At 64.5% G+C, this 23,231-nt stretch carries 22 protein-coding genes; 10 read left to right on the top strand and 12 right to left on the bottom strand.

Annotated features, from left to right (window positions below):
• The 3 genes from ACREB4_RS16240 to lpdA all read left to right on the top strand — a co-directional run.
• Positions 1–794, top strand: a 794-nt coding sequence (locus tag ACREB4_RS16240; RefSeq protein WP_431589276.1) for a transketolase-like TK C-terminal-containing protein, incomplete at its 5' end; no start/stop codon positions are given.
• A 27-nt stretch (positions 795–821) separates the two neighbouring features.
• The gene (aceF, locus tag ACREB4_RS16235; protein WP_431589275.1) at positions 822–2,126 is read left to right on the top strand and encodes a dihydrolipoyllysine-residue acetyltransferase; all 1,305 of its coding nucleotides are present in this window, start codon (positions 822–824) and stop codon (positions 2,124–2,126) included.
• Positions 2,127–2,137: 11 nt separating this feature from the next.
• Positions 2,138–3,625 carry a dihydrolipoyl dehydrogenase gene (gene lpdA, locus ACREB4_RS16230; protein WP_431589274.1) on the top strand — a complete coding sequence of 496 codons (1,488 nt, stop codon included), beginning with the start codon at positions 2,138–2,140 and terminating at the stop codon, positions 3,623–3,625.
• A 31-nt stretch (positions 3,626–3,656) separates the two neighbouring features.
• Here the strand turns inward: lpdA and ACREB4_RS16225 are convergent, their stop codons facing one another.
• Both ACREB4_RS16225 and ACREB4_RS16220 read right to left on the bottom strand, forming a co-directional pair.
• The gene (locus ACREB4_RS16225) at positions 3,657–4,427 is read right to left on the bottom strand and encodes a TetR/AcrR family transcriptional regulator (RefSeq protein WP_431589273.1); all 771 of its coding nucleotides are present in this window, start codon (positions 4,425–4,427) and stop codon (positions 3,657–3,659) included.
• A gap of 511 nt (positions 4,428–4,938) precedes the next feature.
• Entirely contained in the window at positions 4,939–6,162 is a 1,224-nt protein-coding gene (locus ACREB4_RS16220) for an MFS transporter (protein ID WP_431589272.1), read from the bottom strand.
• A gap of 94 nt (positions 6,163–6,256) precedes the next feature.
• On the opposite strand from ACREB4_RS16220, the gene ACREB4_RS16215 reads away from it, so the two are divergent.
• On the top strand, positions 6,257–7,198 hold the full coding sequence (locus ACREB4_RS16215) for a LysR family transcriptional regulator (RefSeq protein WP_431589271.1): 942 nt from the start codon (positions 6,257–6,259) through the stop codon (positions 7,196–7,198).
• Between the two features lie 54 nt (positions 7,199–7,252).
• Here ACREB4_RS16215 and glmS read toward each other — a convergent pair whose 3' ends face one another.
• On the bottom strand, positions 7,253–9,136 hold the full coding sequence (gene glmS / locus ACREB4_RS16210) for a glutamine--fructose-6-phosphate transaminase (isomerizing) (RefSeq protein WP_431589270.1): 1,884 nt from the start codon (positions 9,134–9,136) through the stop codon (positions 7,253–7,255).
• A gap of 170 nt (positions 9,137–9,306) precedes the next feature.
• Between glmS and ACREB4_RS16205 the strand changes: the two genes are divergently transcribed.
• Entirely contained in the window at positions 9,307–9,813 is a 507-nt protein-coding gene (locus ACREB4_RS16205; protein ID WP_431589269.1) for an Lrp/AsnC family transcriptional regulator, read from the top strand.
• Positions 9,814–9,821: 8 nt separating this feature from the next.
• On the opposite strand, the gene ACREB4_RS16200 is transcribed toward ACREB4_RS16205, so the two are convergent.
• From ACREB4_RS16200 to ACREB4_RS16175, 6 genes are all read right to left on the bottom strand, one after another.
• Positions 9,822–10,712: a J domain-containing protein gene (locus ACREB4_RS16200; protein WP_431589268.1), complete on the bottom strand. Its 891-nt coding sequence runs from the start codon at positions 10,710–10,712 to the stop codon at positions 9,822–9,824.
• A gap of 98 nt (positions 10,713–10,810) precedes the next feature.
• Complete coding sequence (gene glmU / locus ACREB4_RS16195) at positions 10,811–12,205, bottom strand: bifunctional UDP-N-acetylglucosamine diphosphorylase/glucosamine-1-phosphate N-acetyltransferase GlmU (protein ID WP_431589267.1); 1,395 nt, start codon at positions 12,203–12,205, stop codon at positions 10,811–10,813.
• A gap of 48 nt (positions 12,206–12,253) precedes the next feature.
• On the bottom strand, positions 12,254–12,874 hold the full coding sequence (locus tag ACREB4_RS16190) for a DUF4136 domain-containing protein (RefSeq protein WP_431589266.1): 621 nt from the start codon (positions 12,872–12,874) through the stop codon (positions 12,254–12,256).
• Between the two features lie 16 nt (positions 12,875–12,890).
• Positions 12,891–13,856 (bottom strand): tRNA 2-thiocytidine(32) synthetase TtcA, encoded by a 966-nt coding sequence (gene ttcA, locus ACREB4_RS16185; protein WP_431589265.1) that lies wholly within the window; start codon positions 13,854–13,856, stop codon positions 12,891–12,893.
• A gap of 53 nt (positions 13,857–13,909) precedes the next feature.
• Entirely contained in the window at positions 13,910–14,281 is a 372-nt protein-coding gene (locus tag ACREB4_RS16180) for a dihydroneopterin aldolase (protein ID WP_431589264.1), read from the bottom strand.
• 9 nt (positions 14,282–14,290) lie between these two features.
• Positions 14,291–15,079: an SDR family oxidoreductase gene (locus tag ACREB4_RS16175; RefSeq protein ID WP_431589263.1), complete on the bottom strand. Its 789-nt coding sequence runs from the start codon at positions 15,077–15,079 to the stop codon at positions 14,291–14,293.
• Between the two features lie 19 nt (positions 15,080–15,098).
• On the opposite strand from ACREB4_RS16175, the gene ACREB4_RS16170 reads away from it, so the two are divergent.
• Positions 15,099–16,289 carry a class I SAM-dependent methyltransferase gene (locus tag ACREB4_RS16170; protein ID WP_431589262.1) on the top strand — a complete coding sequence of 397 codons (1,191 nt, stop codon included), beginning with the start codon at positions 15,099–15,101 and terminating at the stop codon, positions 16,287–16,289.
• Between the two features lie 12 nt (positions 16,290–16,301).
• Here ACREB4_RS16170 and ACREB4_RS16165 read toward each other — a convergent pair whose 3' ends face one another.
• Positions 16,302–17,297 (bottom strand): DUF535 family protein, encoded by a 996-nt coding sequence (locus tag ACREB4_RS16165; RefSeq protein ID WP_431589261.1) that lies wholly within the window; start codon positions 17,295–17,297, stop codon positions 16,302–16,304.
• 164 nt (positions 17,298–17,461) lie between these two features.
• Between ACREB4_RS16165 and lpxC the strand changes: the two genes are divergently transcribed.
• The 3 genes from lpxC to ACREB4_RS16150 all read left to right on the top strand — a co-directional run bounded on the left by lpxC (position 17,462) and on the right by ACREB4_RS16150 (position 20,629).
• The gene (lpxC, locus tag ACREB4_RS16160; RefSeq protein WP_431589260.1) at positions 17,462–18,397 is read left to right on the top strand and encodes a UDP-3-O-acyl-N-acetylglucosamine deacetylase; all 936 of its coding nucleotides are present in this window, start codon (positions 17,462–17,464) and stop codon (positions 18,395–18,397) included.
• Between the two features lie 28 nt (positions 18,398–18,425).
• Complete coding sequence (locus ACREB4_RS16155) at positions 18,426–18,611, top strand: hypothetical protein (protein WP_431589259.1); 186 nt, start codon at positions 18,426–18,428, stop codon at positions 18,609–18,611.
• A 119-nt stretch (positions 18,612–18,730) separates the two neighbouring features.
• Positions 18,731–20,629, top strand: coding sequence for a propionate--CoA ligase (locus tag ACREB4_RS16150; protein WP_431589258.1), 1,899 nt, complete (start codon positions 18,731–18,733; stop codon positions 20,627–20,629).
• A 17-nt stretch (positions 20,630–20,646) separates the two neighbouring features.
• Here ACREB4_RS16150 and ACREB4_RS16145 read toward each other — a convergent pair whose 3' ends face one another.
• Positions 20,647–21,897, bottom strand: a complete 1,251-nt coding sequence (locus ACREB4_RS16145) for a polyhydroxyalkanoate depolymerase (protein ID WP_431589257.1) — start codon at positions 21,895–21,897, stop codon at positions 20,647–20,649.
• Between the two features lie 131 nt (positions 21,898–22,028).
• Between ACREB4_RS16145 and ACREB4_RS16140 the strand changes: the two genes are divergently transcribed.
• Positions 22,029–22,766 carry a glutathione S-transferase family protein gene (locus ACREB4_RS16140; protein ID WP_431589256.1) on the top strand — a complete coding sequence of 246 codons (738 nt, stop codon included), beginning with the start codon at positions 22,029–22,031 and terminating at the stop codon, positions 22,764–22,766.
• A 1-nt stretch (position 22,767) separates the two neighbouring features.
• On the opposite strand, the gene ACREB4_RS16135 is transcribed toward ACREB4_RS16140, so the two are convergent.
• Complete coding sequence (locus ACREB4_RS16135) at positions 22,768–23,190, bottom strand: cupin domain-containing protein (RefSeq protein ID WP_431589255.1); 423 nt, start codon at positions 23,188–23,190, stop codon at positions 22,768–22,770.
• Positions 23,191–23,231: the final 41 nt, after the last annotated feature.

The following is a 23,231-nucleotide window of genomic DNA, read 5'->3' as shown; positions in this document are numbered from 1 at the left end:
TCGGTGCCACGGCGGGCCGCACCACACTGGGCGGCGAGGGACTGCAGCACCAGGATGGCGGCAGCCTGGTGCAGGCCGCCATGGTGCCCAACTGCCGGGCCTATGACCCCTGCTTCGCAGGCGAGCTGGCGGTCATCCTGGACCACGGCATGCGCGAGATGCTTGAACAACAGCGTGATGTCTTCTACTACATCACCGTGATGAACGAGAACTACAGCCAGCCCACGCTGCCCAAGTCGGTGGAGGGTGATGTGATCAAGGGGCTGTACAAGTTCGGTGAGCACAAGGTGGGCGCAGGCCGCCCAGTGGTTCGCCTTGTCGGCTCCGGCACCATCTTGCACGAGGTGATTGACGCAGCCGAACTGCTGGCCAAGGACTGGCAGGTCGACTCCGAGATCTGGAGCGCCACCAGCTTCAGCGAACTGGCCCGCGATGCCCGGGAGGTGGAGCGCTGGAACCGCCTGAATCCAGGCGACGCATCGCGCGCCAGCCATGTGGGGACCTGCCTGGGTGGCAGGGCGCCGGTCGTGGCAGCCACGGACTACGTTCGCGCCTGGCCAGAGCTGATCGCCCCACACGTCGACGCTCCCGTCGTGGCCTTGGGCACCGATGGGTTTGGGCGCAGTGACACGCGTGCGGCCTTGAGGCAGTTCTTCGAGGTGGACAAGCACCAGGTCGTGCTGGCCGCGCTGACGGCACTCCTCCGCCAGGGTGTGCTTGATGCGTCGATCTGTGCACAGGCCATCGAGCGCTACCAGATCAACGCCTCGTGCCCATCGTCCTGGTCGTGCTGACCGTTGCCCAACACCTTTTTTCATCCCATGTCTGAAACCATCGAACTGCGTGTCCCCGACATCGGGGACTACCGCGACGTCAGCGTCATCGAACTGCTGGTCAAACCTGGCGACACCATCCGCAAGGATCAAAGCCTGCTCACCGTCGAGAGCGACAAGGCGGCCATCGAGATTCCCTCATCGCACGGCGGTGTGCTCAAGCAATTCCTCGTGAAACTGGGCGACAAGGTGTCCATGGATTCCCTCATGGCGGTGGTGGAAGTCCAGGCCGAGGAGCCGCCGCCCACCTCTGTCCCCGTGGTGGACAGGCCAGTGGTGCCCACCGTGCCGCACATTCAGCAGAACAGCCCCCCGCCGGAGGTCAGCGCGGTGCAAGCAGAGGAAGCCGACCATCGGCTTCAGCCGCATGCGTCCCCTTCAATCAGAAAGCTCGCCCGAGAGCTGGCGGTTCAACTGGCAGAAGTGCGCGGGACCGGACTCAAAGGGCGCATCACCCGCGAGGATGTGCTCGGCTTTGTCAAGCTGGTCATGACGGGTCAGCTGCAGCCCCATGCCCCGTCATCAAGGCAGTCCATGGGGACGGACGGCCAAGGGGCCTTCCCCGGGCTCTTGTCCTGGCCACAAATCGACTTCGAGAAATTCGGCCCGATCGAACGCAAGGAACGCTCTCGCATCAAGAAGATCTCTGGCGCCAACCTGCATCGCAACTGGGTCGTGATCCCCCATGTCACGAACCATGAGGAAGCCGACATCACCGAGCTGGAAGCGCTGCGCGTGCAACTCAACAAGGAACACAGCGCCTCGGGCGTCAAGGTCACGCTGCTGGCCTTTCTCATCAAGGCGACCGCGGCGGCCTTGAAGCGATTCCCCGAGTTCAATGCCAGTCTGGATGGCGAGCACTTGATCCTCAAGCACTACTTCCACATCGGCTTTGCGGCCGACACACCCAACGGGTTGGTGGTGCCGGTGATCAAAGACGTCGACAAGAAGGGCATCCTGGAAATCAGCCGAGAGATGGGCGAGATGGCCAGCAAGGCGCGCGAAGGCAAGCTGACGCCAGCGGACATGAGCGGTGGCTGCTTCAGCATCAGCTCTCTGGGCGGCATCGGTGGCACGGGGTTCACGCCCATCATCAATGCACCGGAGGTGGCCATCATGGGGGTGTGCCGCAGCCAGATGAAGCCAATCTGGGACGGCGCGCAGTTTGTTCCAAGGTTGACATTGCCGCTGTCCTTGTCGTGGGATCACCGCGTGATCGATGGTGCCTGTGCGGGGCGCTTCAACGCGTACTTCGCGGCCTTGCTGGCGGACTTCCGCCGCATCTCCTTGTGAGCGGGGTTGACATGGAGAGCCGCTACGAAGGCCCGGTTGACTTGTCCTGCGATGTGGCCGTGCTGGGCGGCGGCCCTGGCGGCTATTCAGCTGCGTTCAGAGCGGCCGATCTGGGGCTCAACGTCGCGATCATCGAGCGCTTTGGCACCCTCGGTGGTGTGTGCCTGAACGTCGGCTGCATCCCGTCGAAGGCGCTGCTGCATGTCGCGTCCGTCATGAGCGAGGTGAAGCACCTGACCCGCACTGGCACTGCCTACGGGGCACCCACGATCGACCTTGATGCGTTGAGGCAGCACAAAACCCAGGTTGTGGGCAAGCTGACCGGTGGTTTGAGCAAGATGGCACAGGCCCGCAAAGTCCAAACCTTGCGGGGCACGGGGGAGTTTCTGGATCCCTTCCACCTCAGGATCAACGAAACCACCGGCGATGGGCAAGCACGGACAGGCCGCAGCAAGGTGTTGCGGTTCAAGTACGCCATCGTGGCCGTGGGCTCCAAAGCCGTCAGGCTGCCCTTCCTGCCGGTGGATGAACGCATTGTGGACTCGACCGATGCCCTCAACCTGCCCTTCGTACCCCAGCGCATGTTGGTCATTGGCGGGGGCATCATCGGCTTGGAGATGGCCACGGTGTACGCCAGCCTGGGTGCGCGCATCGACGTGGTGGAGGCCTCCGATGGGCTCATGCCTGGCGCCGATCGGGATCTGGTGGGTGCTTGGCAGAAGATGAATGCACCCAGGTTCGAGCGCATCAGTGTGAGCACTCGGACTGTCGACGCACAGGCCACAGACAAAGGGATCCTGGTCACACTGGCGGCCAGCGACGGCGCACTGTCAGAGCACCTGTATGACTTGGTGCTGTGCGCGGTGGGCCGCACCCCCAACACAGGCGACATGGGCCTGGATCGTTGTGGGCTAGCGCCCGATGAACGGGGCTTCATCCAGGTAGACGCACAACTTCGCACCCAAGCCGCCCACCTTTTTGCCATTGGCGATGTGGTGGGGCAACCCATGCTCGCACACAAGGCGGTGCACGAGGGGCATGTGGCCGCAGGGGTCATTGCTGGTGAACTGCTCGATGTGGCCCACCTGGCCCGATCCAGCTTCGATGCGCAGGTCATCCCCAGCGTGGCCTACACCGACCCGGAAATCGCCTGGGTTGGCATCACCGAAGCGCAGGCGCGATCGCAGGGCATCGCGTTGAAGAAGGGGCTGTTTCCTTGGTTTGCGTCAGGCCGAGCGATCGCCAATGGGCGCGACGAGGGGTTCACCAAGCTGCTCTTTGAAGTCGCGCCAGATGGCGGCTGCGGCCGCATCCTGGGCGGTGGCATCGTTGGCCAGCACGCAGGCGACCTCATCGGCGAAGTGGCCTTGGCCATCGAGATGGGGGCAGATGCCGTCGACATCGGGAAGACGATTCATCCTCATCCCACGCTCGCCGAAAGCATTGGCCTTGGTGCCGAAGCCGCGCAAGGCCTGTGCACGGATTTGCCACCCACCTGATGCCCGACCTCATGGCCGGACAGCACAGCACCTACGCTTTGTTGTCTGAGGGGGCCAAGGTCGGACTTGGCGATGCGTCGCTTGGCGTCTGCCCAGGCTCCCGGTCGAAGAAGCGCGCGAAGCCAGGGATGGGTGGCAGGGGCTTGGAGGCCAACTGCAGCGACTCCTTGGCCGGAACGCCCAGGATGCGCAGCACCAGCGCGGCGGATCGCTTCGTCAGGTCCAATTCACCATGGCCCTTGGCGGCATCACCCCCCTGCTGCAAGCCGAGATTGCCCAAGACCGTTGCCAACTCATCGCTCTTCATGCGGAGCATTGCGTCAAGCGTTCCAGCGATGGCCACGACGCTCATCGGCACGTCTTCCACCTCAAAGCGCCTGCTGGCCAACCCCTCCAGCACATCGCGCAAGAAGAACTTGCCCAGGCCACGGGCTGCGGATGCCGGGGTCATGAGCGAGGTGGACAGGAACTTGCCCCACAGCACATCCGAGCGCGCCTGAAGCAGCGTGTACTGGATGCCCGCGCTCAAACGTTCGGCGGGGTCAGTCAGATGACGGGTGGCGGCGTCGACGACGCTGCCGGAAGACTCCAGCACCTCTTCGACCAAGGCGTCGTAGATCGACTCCTTCGAGGCGAAGTAGGTGTAGAAGGTGCCGAAGCCCACGTCGGCTGCCGACGTGATTTCTTGAATCGAGACATCGGGGAACCCCTTCGTGGCCATCAGGGCGTAGGCCGACTCCATCAGTCGCAGGCGGGTGGCCTGCTTGCGCTTCTCCAAGCGTGGGCGTTTGGCTGCAGTCACTGTTCCTCCAAGGTGAGTCCATTCTACCACTGCGACCAATGGTTAGCGATTTAAGATCAATGTCGATTTTTAATCGACATATGAGGTACATTGGGGCACAAGACCAGACCCATCGAACGGACACCTCATGATCCTCATCACCAGCGCCGCAGGCGGTATTGCGGCGAATCCTGACTCGTCGACTTCAGGAGAAAGGCCTTCCCGTGCGTGCGTTCGTCAAGAATGAAGCTCAGGCAACCCAGGTCAGGAAAGATGGGGCGACCGAAGTGTTCATTGGTGATCTGCAGAATCCGTGCTGAAGTAAGCGCTCAAGTCCGGCGACCCGCTTTTGCGCCGGCCCCATGTCGGAGCGATGGGTTTGCGCCGCCCAACACTGTTGCCAACCACCTGCCAGAGGCTTCGCTTGCGGTCGGCGCCTGCAAGCGCAGGTCCACCGCCTCGGATCCATCAGCACCTGCCGATCAACATCCCATTGACTTCATGGAGCCGACCATGTCGCAGATCGCAGACCTCAAGGCGCCCCGTGGCGGCGGCTGAGCCGCACGGCCAATGACGCGCCAGCGGCCGCCGTGGCCAGCGCCACCACGCCCATCCAGCCCCAGTGAGCCAGTGCCAGGCTGCCCAGCGCCGCGCCAGCCGACATGCCAACGAACATGCCGGTGAACAGCAGCGCATTCAGGCGGCTGCGGGCCGCGGGGTCCAGGCTGTAGACCACGGTCTGGTGGGCCACCAGCGTGGCCTGGACCCCGAAGTCGAAGCCCACCGTGGCGGCAAGGATGAGACCGATCTGGGCCTCGTGGGGCAAGAACATGCCCAGCCCCATCACGGCGAAGGAGGCCATGGCCAGGCCGGCACCCAGGCGGGTCACCAGTTCAGGGCCGCGCTGGTCGGCCAGCCGGCCCGCCAGCGGTGCGGCCAGCGCACCGGCCGCACCTGCCAGCCCGAAGTAGCCCGCCGCTTCGCTGCCCAGGTGGTATTGCTGGTGCAGCATCACCGCCATCGTGGACCAGAAGGCACTGAACCCCATGGACAACAGGCCTTGGGCCAGGGCTGCACGGCGCAGCTCGGCGTGATGGCGCCACAGTTTCGCCAGCGAACCCATCAGCTTGGTGTAGCTCATGTGGCTTGTCGCCGGCAGGCGTGGCAGACCGCGCCAAGCGGCCAGGCCAAACACCCCGATGCTGACAGCGGCCAGCTCATACACCATGCGCCAGCCCCAGCGCTCTGCGATGAAGCCGCTGGCCACGCGCGACAGCAGGATGCCCAGCAGGAGCCCTGTCATGACGGTCCCGACGGCCTTGCCTCGGCTGGCCTCGGGCGCCAGCGTCGCGGCGGCCGGCACGATGTCCTGGGCGAACGTCGCGGTCAGACCCACGACCAGGCTCGCCGCCAGCAGGGCAGGCAGCCCTGGCGCCAGGCCGGTGGCCAACAGCGCCGCTGCAAGCAGCGTGGTCTTGACCAGGATGAGCCGGCGGCGATCGAAGCGGTCGCCCAGCGGGGCCAGCAGCAAGATGCCCAGCGCATACCCCAATTGAGTCAGCGTGGGCACAAAGCCGGTATCGCGGACACTGGCGCCGAGCGAGCCGGACAGCACGGCCAGCATGGGCTGGCTGTAGTAGATGGACGCCACCGCCAGACCCGCACCGCTGGCCAGCAGCAGCACCAGCGGGCGGGGCAGATCGCCAGCTTGCGCAGCGGTGGCGCCGCGCTTCAGCTTCAAAGACATCGAACTCATGACAGGACTCCAGCAAATTGCACAGCTTGATTCTCGTTGTGCATGAAATATTGTTGTAGACGACTGATATGCACATTGGATATACATTGCGTGCATGAAATCACCGAATTCAACTGCGCTGGACCGATTGGAGTTGATGCAGACCTTTGTCCGCATCGTCGAGGCCGGTAGCCTTTCGGCCGCGGCCACGCAGATGGGCAGCACGCAACCTACGATCAGCCGGCGCCTGCAATGGCTTGAGAAGCTGCTGGGCCTGCGGCTGCTGCAGCGCTCCACCCACACCATGCGGCTGACCGAGGACGGTGAGCGCTGCTACGCCCATGCCAAGTCCTTGCTGGAGAACTGGGCTGCGGTCGAGGCCGATCTGCGCGGTGCCAAAGATCAGCCCCGAGGTCAGTTGCGTGTGGTCGCGCCGCACGCCTTCGGGCAGGAGGCCCTGATCAAGCCATTGGCGGCTTTCCTGGCTGAGCACCCCGAGGTCAGCGTGGACTGGTTGCTGCATGACCGCGAGGCGAACCTCATCGCCGAAGGCATCGACTGCGCCATCCACGTTGGCGGCGTGCAAGACCCCTCTTTGGTGGCCGTGCAATTGGCGGAGGTGCCACGCATCCTGGTGGTCTCGCCTGTCTTACTGGATCTGGATGCGCCACCTCGCAAACCGGCCGATCTGCAGGCGCTGCCCTGGCTGTCGCTCCCCCATCTGCACCAGGACGAACTCGATCTTCTTCAGCGCGGCACTGGCAAGCGCGAGTGCGTGCGCTTGAGCCCTCGGCTCAGGACCGACAGCCTTTATGCCGCGCGCAGTGCCGTGCGTGAGGGTGTGGGCGCCGCGCTGGTCTCGGCATGGCTGGTGGCCGACGATCTGGCCACTGGCCGCCTGTGCCAGCTCCTCCCCGACTGGGAGGCATCGCCGCTACCGGTGCATCTGGTCTATCCGTACGCCCGCATCTACCCCGCACGGTTGCGGGCCTTTGCCAACGTCATGCGACAGGCCATGCCGGGCATTGCGGGCATGCGGCCGCCAAGGGCTCGGTGAGCGATCGTTTTCGCTGGATCGAAGGCAAACAGCAATGCCGCTGTCAAATCAACATCACTCCACCGTCACAGACTTGGCGAGGTTCCGCGGCTTATCCACATCCGTCCCCTTCGCACAAGCCGTGTGATACGCCAGCAACTGCAGCGGCACTGTGTGCAGGATCGGGCTCAGCGCCCCATAGTGCTCCGGCAACCTGATCACATGCAAGCCAGGCTCGGCCTGAATGTGCGTGTCCGCATCCGCGCACACATACAGCTCACCCCCACGCGCCCTCACCTCCTGCATATTGCTCTTCAGCTTCTCCAGCAAGGTGTCATGCGGCGCCACCACCACCACCGGCATCTCTGACGTCACCAGCGCCAAGGGCCCATGCTTCAACTCCCCAGCCGGGTAAGCCTCGGCGTGGATGTAGCTGATCTCTTTCAGCTTCAAAGCACCCTCCAACGCGATCGGGTAATGCAGGCCACGCCCCAGGAACAAGGCGTTGTCCTTGCGCGCAAATGATTCAGCCCAAGAGATGATCTGCGGCTCCAGTGCCAGCACCGATTGCAAGGCCACGGGCAGGTGGCGCATGTCGGCCAAGTGCTCGGCCTCTTGCTCGGGGCTCAAATAGCCGCGCAGCTTGGCCAGCGTCAAGGTCAGCAAGAACAAGCCGGCCAGTTGCGTGGTGAAGGCCTTGGTCGAGGCCACGCCAATCTCCACGCCGGCCCGCGTCACATAGGCCAACTCGCATTCGCGCACCATGGCACTGGTGGCCACGTTGCAGATGGTCAGCGTGTGCTTCATGCCCAGGCTTTGCGCGTGCTTCAACGCGGCCAGGGTGTCGGCCGTTTCACCGGATTGGGTGATGGTGACGACCAGGGTGCGTGCATCGGGCACGCTGTCGCGGTAGCGGTATTCGCTGGCCACTTCCACCTGCGTGGGGATCTTGGCGATCGACTCCAACCAGTACTTGGCGGCCGAGCCTGAGTAGTAGCTGGTGCCGCAGGCCAAAATCAACACGCGGTCGATCTTGCCGAACACTTCGAGCGCCTTGTCGCCAAACAGATCGGGCGTGATGGCGACCACGCCTTCCAGCGTGTCGGCGATGGCGCGCGGCTGCTCAAAGATTTCCTTCTGCATGTAGTGGCGGTAAGGGCCCAGCTCGACGGCGCCGCTGTGCACGGTCACCGTGCGCACGGGGCGCTCGGCGGCGTCCACGCGCTGGTGTTCGGTGGCGCCTTGCGCGCGGTTCTCGATCCAGTGGCGGCCGGGTCGCAGGTCGACCACGTCGCCCTCTTCCAGGTACACGATCTGGTCGGTCACACCGGCCAGGGCCATGGCGTCACTCGCCAAAAAGCGCTCGGTGGCATCCACGCCGCCCACGCCCAAGATCAAAGGCGAGCCTTGGCGGGCGCCGACCACGCGTTGCGGTTCGTCGCTGCAGAAAACGGCGATGGCGTAGGCGCCGGTCAGGCGCAGCGTGGCGGCTTTGACGGCGGCGAACAAGTCGCCGTCATAAAGATGGTCCACCAGATGGCTGATGACCTCGGTGTCGGTCTGGCTGAGGAACTCGTAACCCTTGGCCTGCAGCTCGGCGCGCAGGGCTTCGTGGTTCTCGATGATGCCGTTGTGCACCAGGGCGATGTGGCCTGGCTTGGTTTTGGCGGCATCTTTGCCCGTGCCGTGCGAGAAGTGCGGGTGGGCGTTGTGCACCGCAGGCGCGCCGTGCGTGGCCCAGCGGGTGTGGGCGATACCCAGGGTGCTGTCGATGCCGTCGGCCTTGGTCAGCGCGTCCAGCTCAGACACGCGCTCGGTGCTGCGCGAACGGCGCAGTTGCGAGTCTTGCAGCACGGCCACGCCGCACGAGTCGTAGCCGCGGTATTCAAGCCGCTTCAGGCCTTCGACCAAAACCGGGGTGATGTTGCGCGAACCAACGGCGCCGACGATTCCACACATGCTGATGCTCCCTGTGGCCATGCAAGGCCAATCCAACAGAAGAGGTCGATGCTAGGCCTTCAGCCATGAAATGTTGTTTTGTTTTATGGATGTCAGCGGTTATTTATTCCATCGATGTGATGATTAACAATCAAACATCAATCATCTGGCATTTTTTGCAATAATATTTCATGCTAAGACCTTCACCCATTCCCCAGGCCCTGGACGACACCGACCTGCGCCTGCTCAGCTTGTTGCAGAAAGACGCCAGCATCTCGAACCAGGCCCTGGCCGACCTGGTGAAGGTGTCGCCCGCCACCTGTCACCGGCGCGTCAAACGCCTTTGGGATGTGGGGCTGATTGAAAAGCAGGTGGCGGTGCTGTCGCCCGAACGCTTGGCCGAGGCCTTGGGCTGGGGCTTGTCGGTGCTGGTGGAGGTGACGCTGGACCAGCAAACCCAAGAAGCGCTGGACGCCTTCGAGGCCAAGGCCGTGGCCGACGAACGCGTGCAGCAATGCTGGCGGGTGTCGCCGGGTCCGGATTTCGTGCTGGTGGTCCAGGTGGCCGACATGCCCAGCTACCAAGACTTGGCGCGGCAGCTGTTCACCGAAGACAGCCAGGTGCGCAATGTGCGCGCCTTTTTCTCGGTCAAGCGGGCCAAGTTCGGCACCGCCCTGCCCTTGCCGCCCGTGGGCTGATCAATCAATCAGTGCTTGACCGCGTCGGGCGCCAGGGGGTCGACCAGTTGCCGGTCGGTGCGCAGGTTCAAGGGCTTGCCATCCAGCGGGTGATGCCGGCTGGCCACCTGACGCGAGAACGAGCCCTTGGCCGGTTGAAGCTCGCCCAGGCTGGGCAAGATGGCCATCAATTGCTCATCGGACAGCTTGGACAGCTCGGTCACCGTGGGCTGGCGTTCGAAACTGGGGGGCGGCACCTCGGGCCGGCTGGCCGAGGAACTGACCTGTTCGCTGGCCAGCACCTCCTCGGGCGTCTGAGGCACTTCGCGGGCTGCCTCCAGCGGCGCGGTGGGTTTGGGCGCCGACAGTCCCTGGGCGGTGTCCACCGGCTCGGCGTCCAGCGCTGATTCGACGGGCTGGGCCGTGTACTGCTCGGACAAGGCCTTGTCCATCTGGTGGCGAACGACCACCTGCCAGGTGGTCCAGATGATGCCCAGCAGCAGCACACTGGCCGCGGCCACCGCGATGTACTTGCGCGGCCCCACCAGCGGCCACAGCGGCGTGACACCAATGGGCTTGGGCGTCATCCAATCGATGTCGACCCGGGTTTCTGAAAACCCGTTCTCGCGCTCGACGGCGTTTTCAAGGGTCTTGGCACCGGCCAGGTTGTCGGCCGGACGAGGTGACCTGGGTTTGGCTTTGGCGGCCAACATGGCGTCGTACTCGGCGCGCAACTCGGGGTTGATCAGCACTTCGTAGGCGGCGTTGATGGCCACCATCTGGATGTGTGTCTGGTCATCGCTCCCCAGGGTGCCCCCCTGGCGATCGGGGTGGCTCTTGCCGGCGAGTGCTCGATAGGCCGCCCGGATGACCTCGGTGGGTGCATCCGAGGTGACTTTCAAGCAGTCATAGTGGTTCACGGCCGGGCGGTCCTGCAATGCGGAGAATGTAGTGTCGCCATGTTAACGACAGCCCCGCCTCATGCAGCCCTTGCAAAAGGGCGAGTTTGCAATTTTTTTCAGCGTTTGAGCTTTTCCGGACGCTGCCAGCCCGCCAGCGACACCTGCTTGGCACGCGCCACGGTGAGTTGCCCCGCCGGCGCGTCCTTGCCGAGCGTGCTGCCGCCACCGATCGTGGCGCCATCGCCCACGTTGATGGGGGCGACCAGTACGCAGTTGGAACCGACCTGCACATCGTTGCCGATCACGGTGCGGTGCTTGTTGGCGCCGTCGTAGTTGGCGGTGATGCTGCCGGCGCCGTAATTGACGCGCTCGCCCACCGTGGCGTCGCCCAGGTAAGCCAGGTGATTGGCCTTGGAGCCACGCCCCAGGGTCGAATTCTTCACTTCGACGAAGTTGCCGATGTGGACCTCGGCGCCCAATTGCGCACCAGGGCGCAGCCGCGCGAAGGGGCCGATGATGGACCCCTCGCCCACCGTGGCCCCCTGCGTGTCGCCATCGATGTGGGTGAAAGGCTGGATGAGCACGCCCGCGCCGATGGTGGCGTTGCGGATCACGCAATTGGCACCAATCTGGACACGGTCTCCGAGGATCACCGTGCCTTCGAAAAGGCAGTTCACATCGATGTCGACGTCTTGCCCGCACTGCAGCGTGCCGCGCAGGTCGAAGCGCGCCGGATCGGCCAGGCGAACACCTTGCTCCATCAAGCGCTCGGCCTGGGCGCGCTGGTGGCGGCGCTCGAGCTGGGCCAGTTGCAAGGGGCTGTTCACGCCCAGCACTTCGACCTCGTCACGCGGCTGGGCAGCGACCACGGCCACACCGTCGCGTTGGGCCAGCGCGACGACGTCGGTGAGGTAGTACTCGCCTTGCGCATTCTGGTTGGTCAGCTTCGACAGCCAGTGCTTGAGCTGCGCCGTGGGCGCGGCCATCACGCCGGTGTAGACCTCGGTGATGGCGCGCTCGGCTTCGGTCGCGTCCTTGTGCTCGACGATGGCCAGCACCTTCTGGCCCGAGGCATCGCGCACGATGCGGCCGTAGCCGGTGGGGTCGGGCAAATCGATGGTCAACAGGGCCAGCTTGTCGCCAGCGCAGGCATCGACGAGCGCGCGCGCGGTGGCAGCTTCGATCAAGGGCGTGTCGCCATTCAGGATCAGGGTGGTGCCGCTGTCGGGCAGCGCGGGCACGGCCTGCTGCACGGCGTGGCCGGTGCCCAGTTGGGGCTCTTGACGCACGAAGCTCAGGGGCTGGCCACCGAAGGCCTGGCGCATGGCGCTTTCGACCTGTTCGGCGCCGTGGCCGGTGATGACGATCTGCTGGTCGGCCGCGAGGCTGGCCGTGGTGCTGATGACGTGAGACAACATGGGGCGGCCCGCGATTTTGTGCAGCACCTTGGGGTGGGCCGACTTCATGCGGGTGCCCTTGCCGGCAGCCATGATGACAATGGAAAGCGACATGGGGATCCTGTGACTACTGCTGGCTGCGGCTGCAGCAAAGAGCGGTGGTTATGGCTTCAAGGGAACAGAGACGATGCGGGGGCTGATGGCCGGCAAGGGGAAGTCCTTGAGCGCGGCGACGAACATGGGGGCCATCAGGCGCTCGTCCCAGCCGCCATTCTGCTGCCGCACGGCGTGGGTTTCGTAAAGCACCTTGGTGGTTTTCTTGTCGCGGATCAGCAGGTCGACCTGCATTTCACTGAGCGGCGGTTCCAGCGACATGCCCAAGCCAAAGCCGAAGCGGCCGCCATTGCCGTACCAGCTGCCGAAGCCCACGCGGCCATAGGGCCCGTAAGGCCCCCAGCGGTCACGCCACGGGCTTTGGTAAAGCCGCGACTGCATGGCCACCTGCACCATCACGTCGGCCGACTCAGGGCTGGCGGCGGGGGTGAAACCAGCCGCCGCCAGGGCGGGGGCCGCCGCGGCTTCGATGTTGGCCTGCAACGGGCCATCGACCTGCTGAGAAGGCAGGCGTTCGAAAGCGTAGGTGGTGGCCGCGGGCTTGCGCTCCGCCGGCCAATTGCCGTAACTGGAGACCTCGCTGGTCACCGAATGAAGGGCGGCGCAACCGCCGAGCATGGCCGCACCGGACAACAGCAGCGTGGCCGCCGCGGCTCTTTTCAGGTTCATCCAGTGACGCGACGTTCTAGTCATCTTGGCGAATGCTCACGATCGAGATTTTGGACTCGCCCACCGGGCCGCAGCTTTCTTCTTCATCGAAGGCGATGTCGCCGCCCACCACGGGCTGGCCAGCGGCCTTGATGGTGGTGAAGGGGTACAGACTGCGGTCCATCAGGTGCGAGGGCACGATGTTGGACAAGGCCGTGAACATGTTGTCGACACGCCCGGGGAACTTGCGGTCCCACTCGTTGATCATCTCGCGCATCTGCTGGCGTTGCAGGCCGTCCTGGCTGCCACACAGGTTGCAAGGGATGATCGGAAACTGGCGGTGTTCGGCATACGTGGCCAAGTCCTTCTCGGCACAGTAGGCCATGGGACGAATGACCACATGGTCGCCGTTGTCTGTGACCAGCTTGGGCGGCATGCCTTTGAGCTTGGAGCCGAAGAACATGTTCATGAACAAGGTCTGCAGCATGTCGTCTCGGTGGTGGCCCAAGGCGATCTTGGTGCAGCCCAGTTCGGTGGCCACTCGGTACAGGATGCCCCGGCGCAGGCGCGAGCACAGGCTGCAGGTGGTCTTGCCTTCGGGGATGACGCGCTTGACGACGCTGTAGGTGTCTTGCTCTTCGATGCGGAAGGGCACGCCCACCTTGGTGAGGTATTCAGGCAGCACGTGTTCCGGAAAACCGGGCTGCTTCTGATCCAGGTTGACGGCCACCAGCTCGAAGGCGACGGGCGCGCGCTTTTGCAGGTTCATCAGCACGTCGAGCATGGCGTAGCTGTCCTTGCCACCCGACATGCAGACCATGACCTTGTCGCCGCCCTCGATCATGTTGAAGTCGGTGATGGCCTGGCCGACCTGGCGGTGCAGGCGTTTCGATAGCTTTTGCGCTTCGAAGGCTTGCTTCTTGGCCTTGGCGTCTTCGGCCTTGGCTTCGTCAGTGCGGGACAGGAATTCGGGCGAGTCGGGAGAGAGTACGGCGGCGTTCATCCCGGGATTTTCGCCGATCTTGTGGCAAATGGCCAAATCGGGCCAACGACCACTCACCATTGCCCCGTTTCCATGCGGATGGCGACCTCGCAGTCGTCGAAGATCTCCAGCTTGGCGATCTTGATGCGCACGCCCAGCACGCCGGGCAGGTCCATCAGGCGCAGGCACACCTTGCCGATCATCGATTCGAGCAGGTTCACGTGCGTGGCGTTGCACTCTTCGATGATGATGCTGCGAACGCGGCGGTAGTCGAGCACGTGGGTGATGTCGTCGTCGCGCGGCATCAGGGGCTGGCTGCCCATGTTCAGCTCGGCATCGACCAGGATGGGTTGCGATTCGGTCAGCTCATGGGGCAGCAGGCCCAGCGTGGTGTTGAAACGCAGCCCGCTCAGGTTCAGGGTCTGGTTGCCTCGGGTCAGCGACATGGCGCGTCCTCACATTTTTGAAAAATCGCGGTCGAACCGCTGAAGGTGCTGGCCGCCATCGACCAGCAAGGTGGTGCCGGTGATGGAGCGGTTGGACAGCGCGAAAGCCACCGTGGCCGCCACGTCCTGCGCGGTGGAAGAGCGGCCCAGAGGCGACAGTTTGTGGAACTGCTCGAACTTCTCGCCCTGCACGGTTTCACTGGTCAAGGTCAAACCCGGCGCCACACCGACCACGCGCACCCGCGGTGCCAGGCTCAGGGCCAGCAGGTTGGTGGCGGATTCGAGCGCGGCTTTCGAGAGGGTGTAGCTCAGGAAATCCGGGTTGGGGTTCCACAACTTCTGATCCAGCAGGTTGACCACGGCGGCGTTGGTGCCAGGGCGGCCCGCCACGTGGTCGGCCAGGGCCTGGGCCAGCACGATGGCCGGCGCGGTGTTGGCGCGCAGGTGGCGCTCCAGCATGGCGTAGGTGAAAGTAGCGCTGTCGTCGAAATCGAAGGTGGACGCGCTGTTGACCACGGCATCCAGCGAGCCGAGCAACTGCACCGCTTGCGGCACCAGGGCCCGCGCGGCGGCCTCGTCCGACAAATCGGCCTGCAGCACGATGGCGCGCCGCCCCAAGGCCTGGATGTCGGACGCCGTGGCCTGGGCATCGGCCAGGGAATGGCGGCAATGCACGGCCACGTCCCAGCCTTGCAAGGCGAGGGTCAAGGCGATGTCGCGGCCCAGGCGTTTGCCGGCGCCGGTGACCAGGGCCGTGCGCGGGGTGGGCAGCGGAAGGTTTGAATTGGGATCGGACATGGGTTTTCTACAATGGCGCATGAACCGCCAAGAACCGACTGGGCACAGTGTAGTGTCCGCCCCCTTGAACGCCCACCCGGTGGCACGCCTGATCCGCGACGAGATCCGCCAACGTGGCGGCTGGATGCGCTTCGAGCGCTTCATGGAACTGGCCCTGTACACGCCTGGTCTGGGCTATTACAGCAGCGGCCGCCGCGTGATCGGCCACCTGCCACAAGATGGCAGCGACTTCGTCACCGCCCCTGAACTGACGCCCCTCTTCGGCCAGACCCTGGCCACCCAGGTGATCGAAGCCCTGGAAGCCACCGGCACGCATGAAGTGTGGGAGTTCGGCGCGGGCAGCGGCGCCCTGGCCATCCAGTTGCTGGCCACCCTGGGCGACCGCATCGAGCGCTACACCATCGTCGATTTGTCGGGCACCCTGCGCGACCGCCAGCACCACACCCTGGTGAAAGAGCTGCCCGAAATGGCGCACAAGGTGGTCTGGGCCGACAGCTTGCCCGAGCAGATGCAGGGCGTGATCGTGGGCAACGAAGTGCTGGACGCCATGCCCGTGCACCTGATGGCCTGGACTGGCGAGCGCTGGCTGGAGCGCGGCGTGGCCCTGGCCGACGACACCGAAGAAGCCGCCTTCGTCTGGGCCGACCAGCCCGCCCCCGCAGGGGCCCGCGCGCCCACCGAGCGCGACGACAGCGAATTCATCCCCGGCACCGTGGTCGAAACCCACGGTCAGGCCGAAGCCTTCATCGCCAGCCTGGCCCAGCGCATGACGCGCGGCGCGGCTTTTTTCATCGACTACGGCTTCCCCGAGGCCGAGTTCTACCACCCACAGCGCACTGGCGGCACCCTGATGTGCCACCGGGGCCACCAGAGCGACCCCGATCCCTTGGTGAACGTGGGTGAGAAGGACATCACCACCCACGTCAATTTCACCGGCATCGCGCTGGCGGGTCAGGAAAACGGCTGGGAAGTGCTGGGCTACACCACGCAAGGGCGCTTCTTGAGCAACTGCGGCCTGCTGGCACAGGCGGGCCAAGCCGGGGACGATGGCAATGGCACCTCAGCGGCCCACTTCAAGACGCGGGCGGCGGTTCAGATGCTCATCACCGAACACGAGATGGGCGAACTGTTCAAGGTCATCGGTTTTGTCAAAGGCCCATGGTTCGAGGCCCTGGGTTTCAGCGCCGGCGACCGCACGCACACCCTCTGAGCACTCCGGCGCTCAGCGCCGCCCGGTCAGGACCATCGGCCGCATCATCGCTTCGGCCTCGTCCGTGATGCTTTTCTTCAACTCGCGCTTGGCCAGCGTGCGCCCACGGTGGTTGGCCTTGACCTGGCTGATGCACTTCTCGGCCAGTGGCAAGGGCAAGGTGTAGTGGCCGCCTTCGTTGCGCATGCCCTGGAACTTGGCCCAGAAATCGGCGTAGCTGCTGCTGGTGTTCAGTTCGACCAGGTTCTTGTAGGACAGGCTGTCCTCCACGCCAACGCCAGCCACCAGGGTGATGTCGAGCGCACGGGCCAGGCCAGCCATCGCGGCCATCAACAGGTCGGCGGGCGCCACGTCGCGGCACAGGCGGGTGGCCTGGCGGATCTGGGCGAAGCGGTCAGGGTAGCCCTGCACTTGTCCCACGTAGGCGACATGGCTGGAGGTCCCGGCGTCCACCTTCAGCAGGGGCGCTTTGACCAGCGAAAATGCGATGCGGTAGAGCGGGCAGCCGTCCATCTTGAACACCAGGGTGAGGTCGCCCTCACGGTGCAGGCAAGGTCCGCCCACGCCAATGGAGAACACACTGCCATTGATTTCGCGCTGCCACAGGCTCATGGAATCGGCCAGCACGCGCTGGAAGAATGCCTTGTGGAGCGATTGGTTGACGAACTCGTAGTGCCCCACCAGCATTTGCTGACGCTCAAGGCGGTCGAAACGCATCGACAGGTAGGGCAAGGTGTAACGGTAGACCGCGCGCGAATAGGTCTTCAACAAATCCTTGGTGTGGACGCCCGAAATGGCTTGCACAACCTCGCGATGCTGGCCGGCGAACCACATCACCGAGATCATCCTCATGATGGTGTTGCCAATGCCGAGACCACGCTTGGCATCGACTTCCTTGCGGACCTGTGTCAGCACGCCCATCAACGGATTCATCATGCCTTTTTCCGGCAGGGGCTGGCTCACCGGAGAGGTGGACGTGCTGGAAAAGGTGAAGGTGAAGCTGGGCATGGGCGACTCATTCGGTAACAACTGGTGCCATTTGCACAAAGTACGTCACCTATCTTTACACTCCTTAACGCGCCTCGGTATTCGGAAAGACACTTGGTACCGACGACAACCGAGGGAAAATACCTGGTTGAACGTGTTTTTTGAGCTGCCCCGATAATCCCCCCATGCTGCAACAACGCACCCTCAAATCCTTGACACGCGCAGTGGGCGTGGGGCTGCACAGCGGCCAACGGGTGGAACTGACCCTGCGCCCCGCCCCCATCGACACCGGCATCGTGTTTCGGCGGGTGGACTTGGCCAACCCGGTCGACATCCCCGTGAATGCGCAATCCGTGTGCGACACGCGCATGGCCTCGACCATTTCGCCCAACGGCGACCCCGGCCTGCCCAAGGTCAACACCATCGAGCACCTGATGTCCGCCTGCGCCGGATTGGGACTGGACAACCTCATCGTGGACATCACCGCCGAAGAGGTGCCCATCCTGGATGGATCGTCGGCTTCTTTCGTCTACCTGCTGCAAAGCGCCGGCATCGAGCTCCAAAAAGCCCCCAAACGCTTCATCAAGGTCATCAAGCCCGTGGAAGTGCGCGAAGGCGAGGGCCGCACCTTGAAGTGGGCCCGCCTGGACCCGTACCATGGTTACAAACTGGCCTTCGAGATCGATTTCGACCACCCCGCCGTGGACCAGACCGGCCAGCGCGTGGAGTTCGATTTCAGCAGCGGCCAGTACAAGCGCGACATCGCCCGAGCCCGCACCTTCGGTTTCGCCAAGGACTTCGAAGTGATGCGCGCACGCGGCCTGGGCCTGGGCGGCGGCATGGACAACGCCATCGTGGTGGACGACCACCGCGTGCTCAACAGCGATGGCCTGCGCTACGACGACGAGTTCGTGAAGCACAAGATCCTGGACGCCATTGGCGACCTTTACGTGGTGGGCCGGCCCCTGCTGGCGGCCTACAGCGCCTACAAGTCAGGCCATGCGCTGAACAACGTGCTGTTGCGCGCCTTGCTGGCCGATCCCTCGGCCTACGAGATCGTCACCTTCGACGACGAGGCCAAGGCCCCCAAGGGCATGGCCGAACTGGCCCCCGCCTGGTGATCAGGCCGACAAGCCCGAGAAAGCTCCAATGATTCTGTTCCGCTGGATGGTTCTGCTGATGGCCCTGGCCATGGTCTTGTGCCTGGCGGCCTACACCGTGACGGGCCAGGTCATCTGGCGCCAACGCGCCGTTCAAACGCTGAAGTGGATGGTGGTGCTGGGCCTGGGCTTTTTTGGCCTGCTGATCCTGCGACGCGCCGCGGTCTTCATCTGACCCCAGCGCGCAACGCCCCTATCCAAGGGGTTGTTCCCACGCTAGCATCCACCTTCACGGGCTCCGTTTGATCCAAAGCGAGATCAACCCAAAAGAGCACCGCAGGGGGTCTTACAACAATGAACTACTCGACCTTGTACCAAAGGTCCATCGCCGATCGGGACGGCTTCTGGCAAGAACAATCCGCGCGCATCGATTGGCGCCGCCAATTCGACGTGGTGTGCGATGACAGCAACCCGCCCTTCACGCGCTGGTTCGTCCACGGTTTGACCAACCTGTGCCACAACGCGGTCGATCGGCACGTGATCCACCGGGCCGACCAGCCGGCCCTGATCCACGTGTCCACCGAAACCGGCACCGAGCGCACCCTGAGCTACGGGCAGTTGTTCGTCGAAGTGCAGCGCATGGCGGCCGTGCTCCAGAACCTGGGTGTGGTCAAGGGCGACCGGGTGATGATCTACATGCCCATGGTGCCGGAAGCCGTGATCGCGATGTTGGCCACGGTCAGGCTGGGCGCCATCCATTCGGTGGTCTATGGCGGTTTCGCCAGCCAGGTGCTGGCCCAACGCATCGACGACGCGGCCCCGAGGGTCGTGGTCACGGTCGACGCGGGTTCGCGCGGCGGCCAGATCGTGCCCTACAAGCCCGTGCTGGACGAGGCCATCGGCATGGCCAACCGGCCGGTGCAGCAGGTGCTGGTGGTGAACCGGAACTTGGCCTCCGTGACCATGACCGCGCCCCAGGATGTGGACTATGCCCAAGCCCGCCACGACGTGATGGACGCCATCGTGCCCTGCGAGTGGGTCGAGTCCAACCACCCCAGCTACACGCTCTACACCAGCGGCACGACCGGCCGGCCCAAGGCGGTGCAGCGCGACACCGGCGGCTATGCCGTGGCGCTGGCCACCTCCATGGACCAGGTCTACGACGGCCAGGCGGGCGAAACCTTTTTCTGCACCAGCGACATTTGCTGGGCCGGCGGGCATGGTTACATCGTCTATGGCCCCTTGATCGCCGGCATGGCCAGCATCGTGCACGAGGGCAATGCCCTCCAGCCGGACCCATCGATCTGGTGGTCGCTCGTCGAAAAGCACCGGGTCAGCGTGCTGTTCTCGGTGCCCACCTCGATCCGCGAACTGATGAAGCACGGGCCCGAGCCCATTCAACGCCATGACCTGAGCAGCCTCAAGCACCTGTTCCTGGCGGGTGAAACGCTGGATGAACCTACCTCGCGGTGGATCGGGGGCGTGCTGGGCAAGCCCGTGGTCGACCATTACTGGCAAACCGAAACCGGCTGGCCCGTCCTGGGGATGGCGCGCGGCGTGCAGCCCGACCAGCCCATCAAGGTCGGCTCCCCCGGCGTGCCCATGGTGGGCTACCAGGTCAAGCTGCTGGACGAGTCCAGCGGCAAAGAGGTGACCGAGCCTGGTCAGCGGGGCGTGGTCGTGATCGAGGGCCCCCTGCCCCCGGGTTGCCTGCAAACCGTGTGGCGCGACGACCTGCGCTTCACGCAAACCTACTGGCGCAGTTTTCGCGGCGGCAAGACCTACAACACCTTCGACTGGGGCATGCGCGACGCCGAGGGCTATTACTTCATCCTCGGACGCACGGACGATGTGATCAACGTGGCCAGCCTGCGCCTGGACGGCCGCGAGATCGAGAACGCCTTGCTCAGCCACCCTGGCCTGATCGAGGCGGCCGTGGTCGGCGTGAGCGACGAACTTCAAGGCCAGGTGGCGCATGCCTTCGTGGTACCGCGCAATCCAGTGCACGTCACGCAGCACCAGAACCGCATCGCCCTGGCCGCTGAACTGGTGCAGGCGGTGGACCGGCAATTGGGCAGCCTGGCCCGGCCGGCCAGCATCCACTTCGTCCACGCCCTGCCCAGAACGCGCTCGGGCAAGGTGCTGCGCCGCGTCATCCAGGCCGTTTGCGAAGGCCGGGACCCGGGCGATCTGTCGACCCTCGAGAACCTGGCATCCTTGCAGCACCTCAGGGAAGTCATGGCCATCGGATGAGCCGGACGCAGGCGGTGTCAGACCGCCGTCTGGTGGATCACGTCGCGCACGCGCGGGTAGATTTCGTTCTGCCAGCGCCGCCCGCTGAACACGCCGTAGTGGCCGACGCCGGTCTGCACGTGCTGCGTGCGCCAATAGGGCCGCACCGAGGTGCACAAGTCTTGCGCGGCCACGGTCTGGCCCACGGCGCAGATGTCGTCGCGCTCGCCTTCGACCGTGAACAGCGCAGTGCGCCGGATGGCCTGCGGCTCGACCTTGATGCCGCGGTACATCAACTCGCCGCGCGGCAGGTCGTAGTCCTGGAAAACGACCCGCACGGTTTCCAGGTAGAACTCGGCGGGCAGGTCGCTGACGGCGAAATATTCTTCGTAGAACGCCTTGGTGTGCGCAGCCTTCTCGTGCTCGCCCAAGGCGATGAACTGCTGCATGTCCTGGAAGGCCTTGATGTGACGCCCCATGTTCATGCTCAGGAAGGCCGACAGCTGCACGAAGCCCGGGTAGACCTTGCGGAAGGCGCCCTTCTGCCCCAGCGGCACGGTGTGGATCATCTTGGACTCGAACCAGCTCATGGGTTTGCTGATGGCCAATGCATTCACCGCCGTCGGGTTGACGCGGCAGTCGATGGGGCCGGCCATCAGGGTCAGGCTGCGCGGCTGCGCGGGGTGGGCATCCTGCGCCATCAACGAAGCGGCGGCCAGCGAGGCCACGCAGGGCTGGCAGATGGCCATCAGGTGCGAACCAGGGCCCATGCGGTCCAGGAATTTGATCAGGTGCTCGGTGTACTCGTCGAGGCCGAAGCGGCCATGGCGGATGGGCACGTCGCGCGCGTTGTGCCAGTCGGTGATGTAGACATCGTGGTCCTGCAGCAGTGTTTTGACGGTGTCGCGCAGCAGGGTGGCGAAGTGGCCGGACATGGGCGCGACCAGCAGCACGCGGGGCTGGTCGAGGTTGCGATCCTTCTTGAAGTGCAGCAGGGTGGCGAAGGGCGTGACCATGGCGGCCTCTTCGGTGATGCCGCACTCCATGCCCTGGGACACCACCGTGGGCAAGTCGAACGAGGGCCGGGCGTGGGTCAGCCGCATGCGGGCGACCACTTCGCTGGCGGCGGCCAGGCCGCGGACCATCAGGCCCCCTGCAGCCATTTCGGACATGGAATTCTGCGTGGGGCCTTCGGGCAGCACCTGGTGCAGCCACTCGGACATGCCCTGGGCCATCACGCGCCATGGCTCGAGCACATTGTGCTGAGCCTGATAGGTGGAATACAGCATGAGCGGATCCTGGGTTGGCAACGTTGCCCAGTGACCTGCAAGTTGCGCGCCATGGCGCCTCAAGCGGACATGGCACGTCCCTTGCACGGGTCTGCCCCATCGGCTTCGCCACTCGCTCCACCCCACACACCATGGCCACCACCGCCTCTGCCCCTCCGCGCGCCCGCACCGCCACCAAGGTTGCACCCAAGTCGGCAGCCAAGGCGCCGACCACGACCACCACCCTGACCATCACCAGCAAGAACTACTCGTCGTGGTCTTTGCGCGGCTGGTTGCTCACGCGCTTTTCGGGCCTGGCGTTCGCCGAAAACGTGCTGCCGCCGGACGACCCATCCACGCGCGCCGAAATTCTGCTGCTGTCGTCCTCGATCCTGGTGCCCTGCCTGACGCACGAGGGCATCAAGGTGTGGGACACGCTGGCCATCGCCGAGTACCTCAACGAGGTCTGCCCGAAGGCGGGCCTGCTGCCGGCCGATGCCAAGGCCCGCGCGCACTGCCGCGCCATCAGCGGCGAAATGCATTCGGGCTTCAGCGCCCTGCGCTCCTCGCTGCCCATGAACCTGCGCGGGCACTTTCCCAAGTTCAAGATCTGGTCGCGTGCCCAGGCCGACATCGACCACATCTGCAGCATCTGGCGCGACTGCCTGGACACCTACGGCGGCCCTTACCTGTTCGGCGAAAAGCGCAGCGTGGCCGACGCCATGTACGCGCCGGTCTGCACGCGCTTCGCGACCTACGACGTGAAGCTGGACGAGGCCTGCGCCGCCTACCGCGACCTCATGCTGGCCGAACCCGAGATGAAGGAATGGTTCAGCGCCGCCAAGGCCGAGCAGATCGACAACATCGACGAACTGGACGTGGAGTTCTGAGTCACTTCCAGGGCGTGGGGGTCGGGATGTCGCACACCGGCTCCACGTCGATGGACTTGAAATCGGCCGGGCCGACGATCTCCAGGTACTCCATGTCGGGCGAATAGTCGAACAGGTAATGCTTGATGCCGGGGCGCTGGTGCACGCAGTCGCCCGCCTTGACCAGGGTTTCCTGGTCTTCGTACATGAAGCGGGCCCAGCCCTTGGTCATGATCACGATCTGGAAATCAGCCTCGTGCCGGTGCCAGCCCGTGCCTGTTTCTGGCGCATGGTTCGCCTTCACAAGGTGCGCGATCACTTTTCCGTTGGTGGCATCGGCCACGCCAAGGTCCTTGTAGAGGAAGAAATCCCTCAAACCATCGGAGCGCCAGGAGGTGTCTTCAGGGCGGACGTGGGAAAATTTGGTCGACGTGGTGTCAAGCATGGTGCATCCTTTCTGAGCCGTGACAGCGACCCCTTGAACAA

This window comes from Aquabacterium sp., from assembly GCF_050725395.1.
In the GTDB taxonomy this organism is placed as follows: Bacteria; Pseudomonadota; Gammaproteobacteria; order Burkholderiales; family Burkholderiaceae_C; genus Aquabacterium.
The sequence above is the reverse complement of the archived record's forward strand: the minus strand, read 5'-3'. Positions and strand labels throughout refer to the sequence as shown.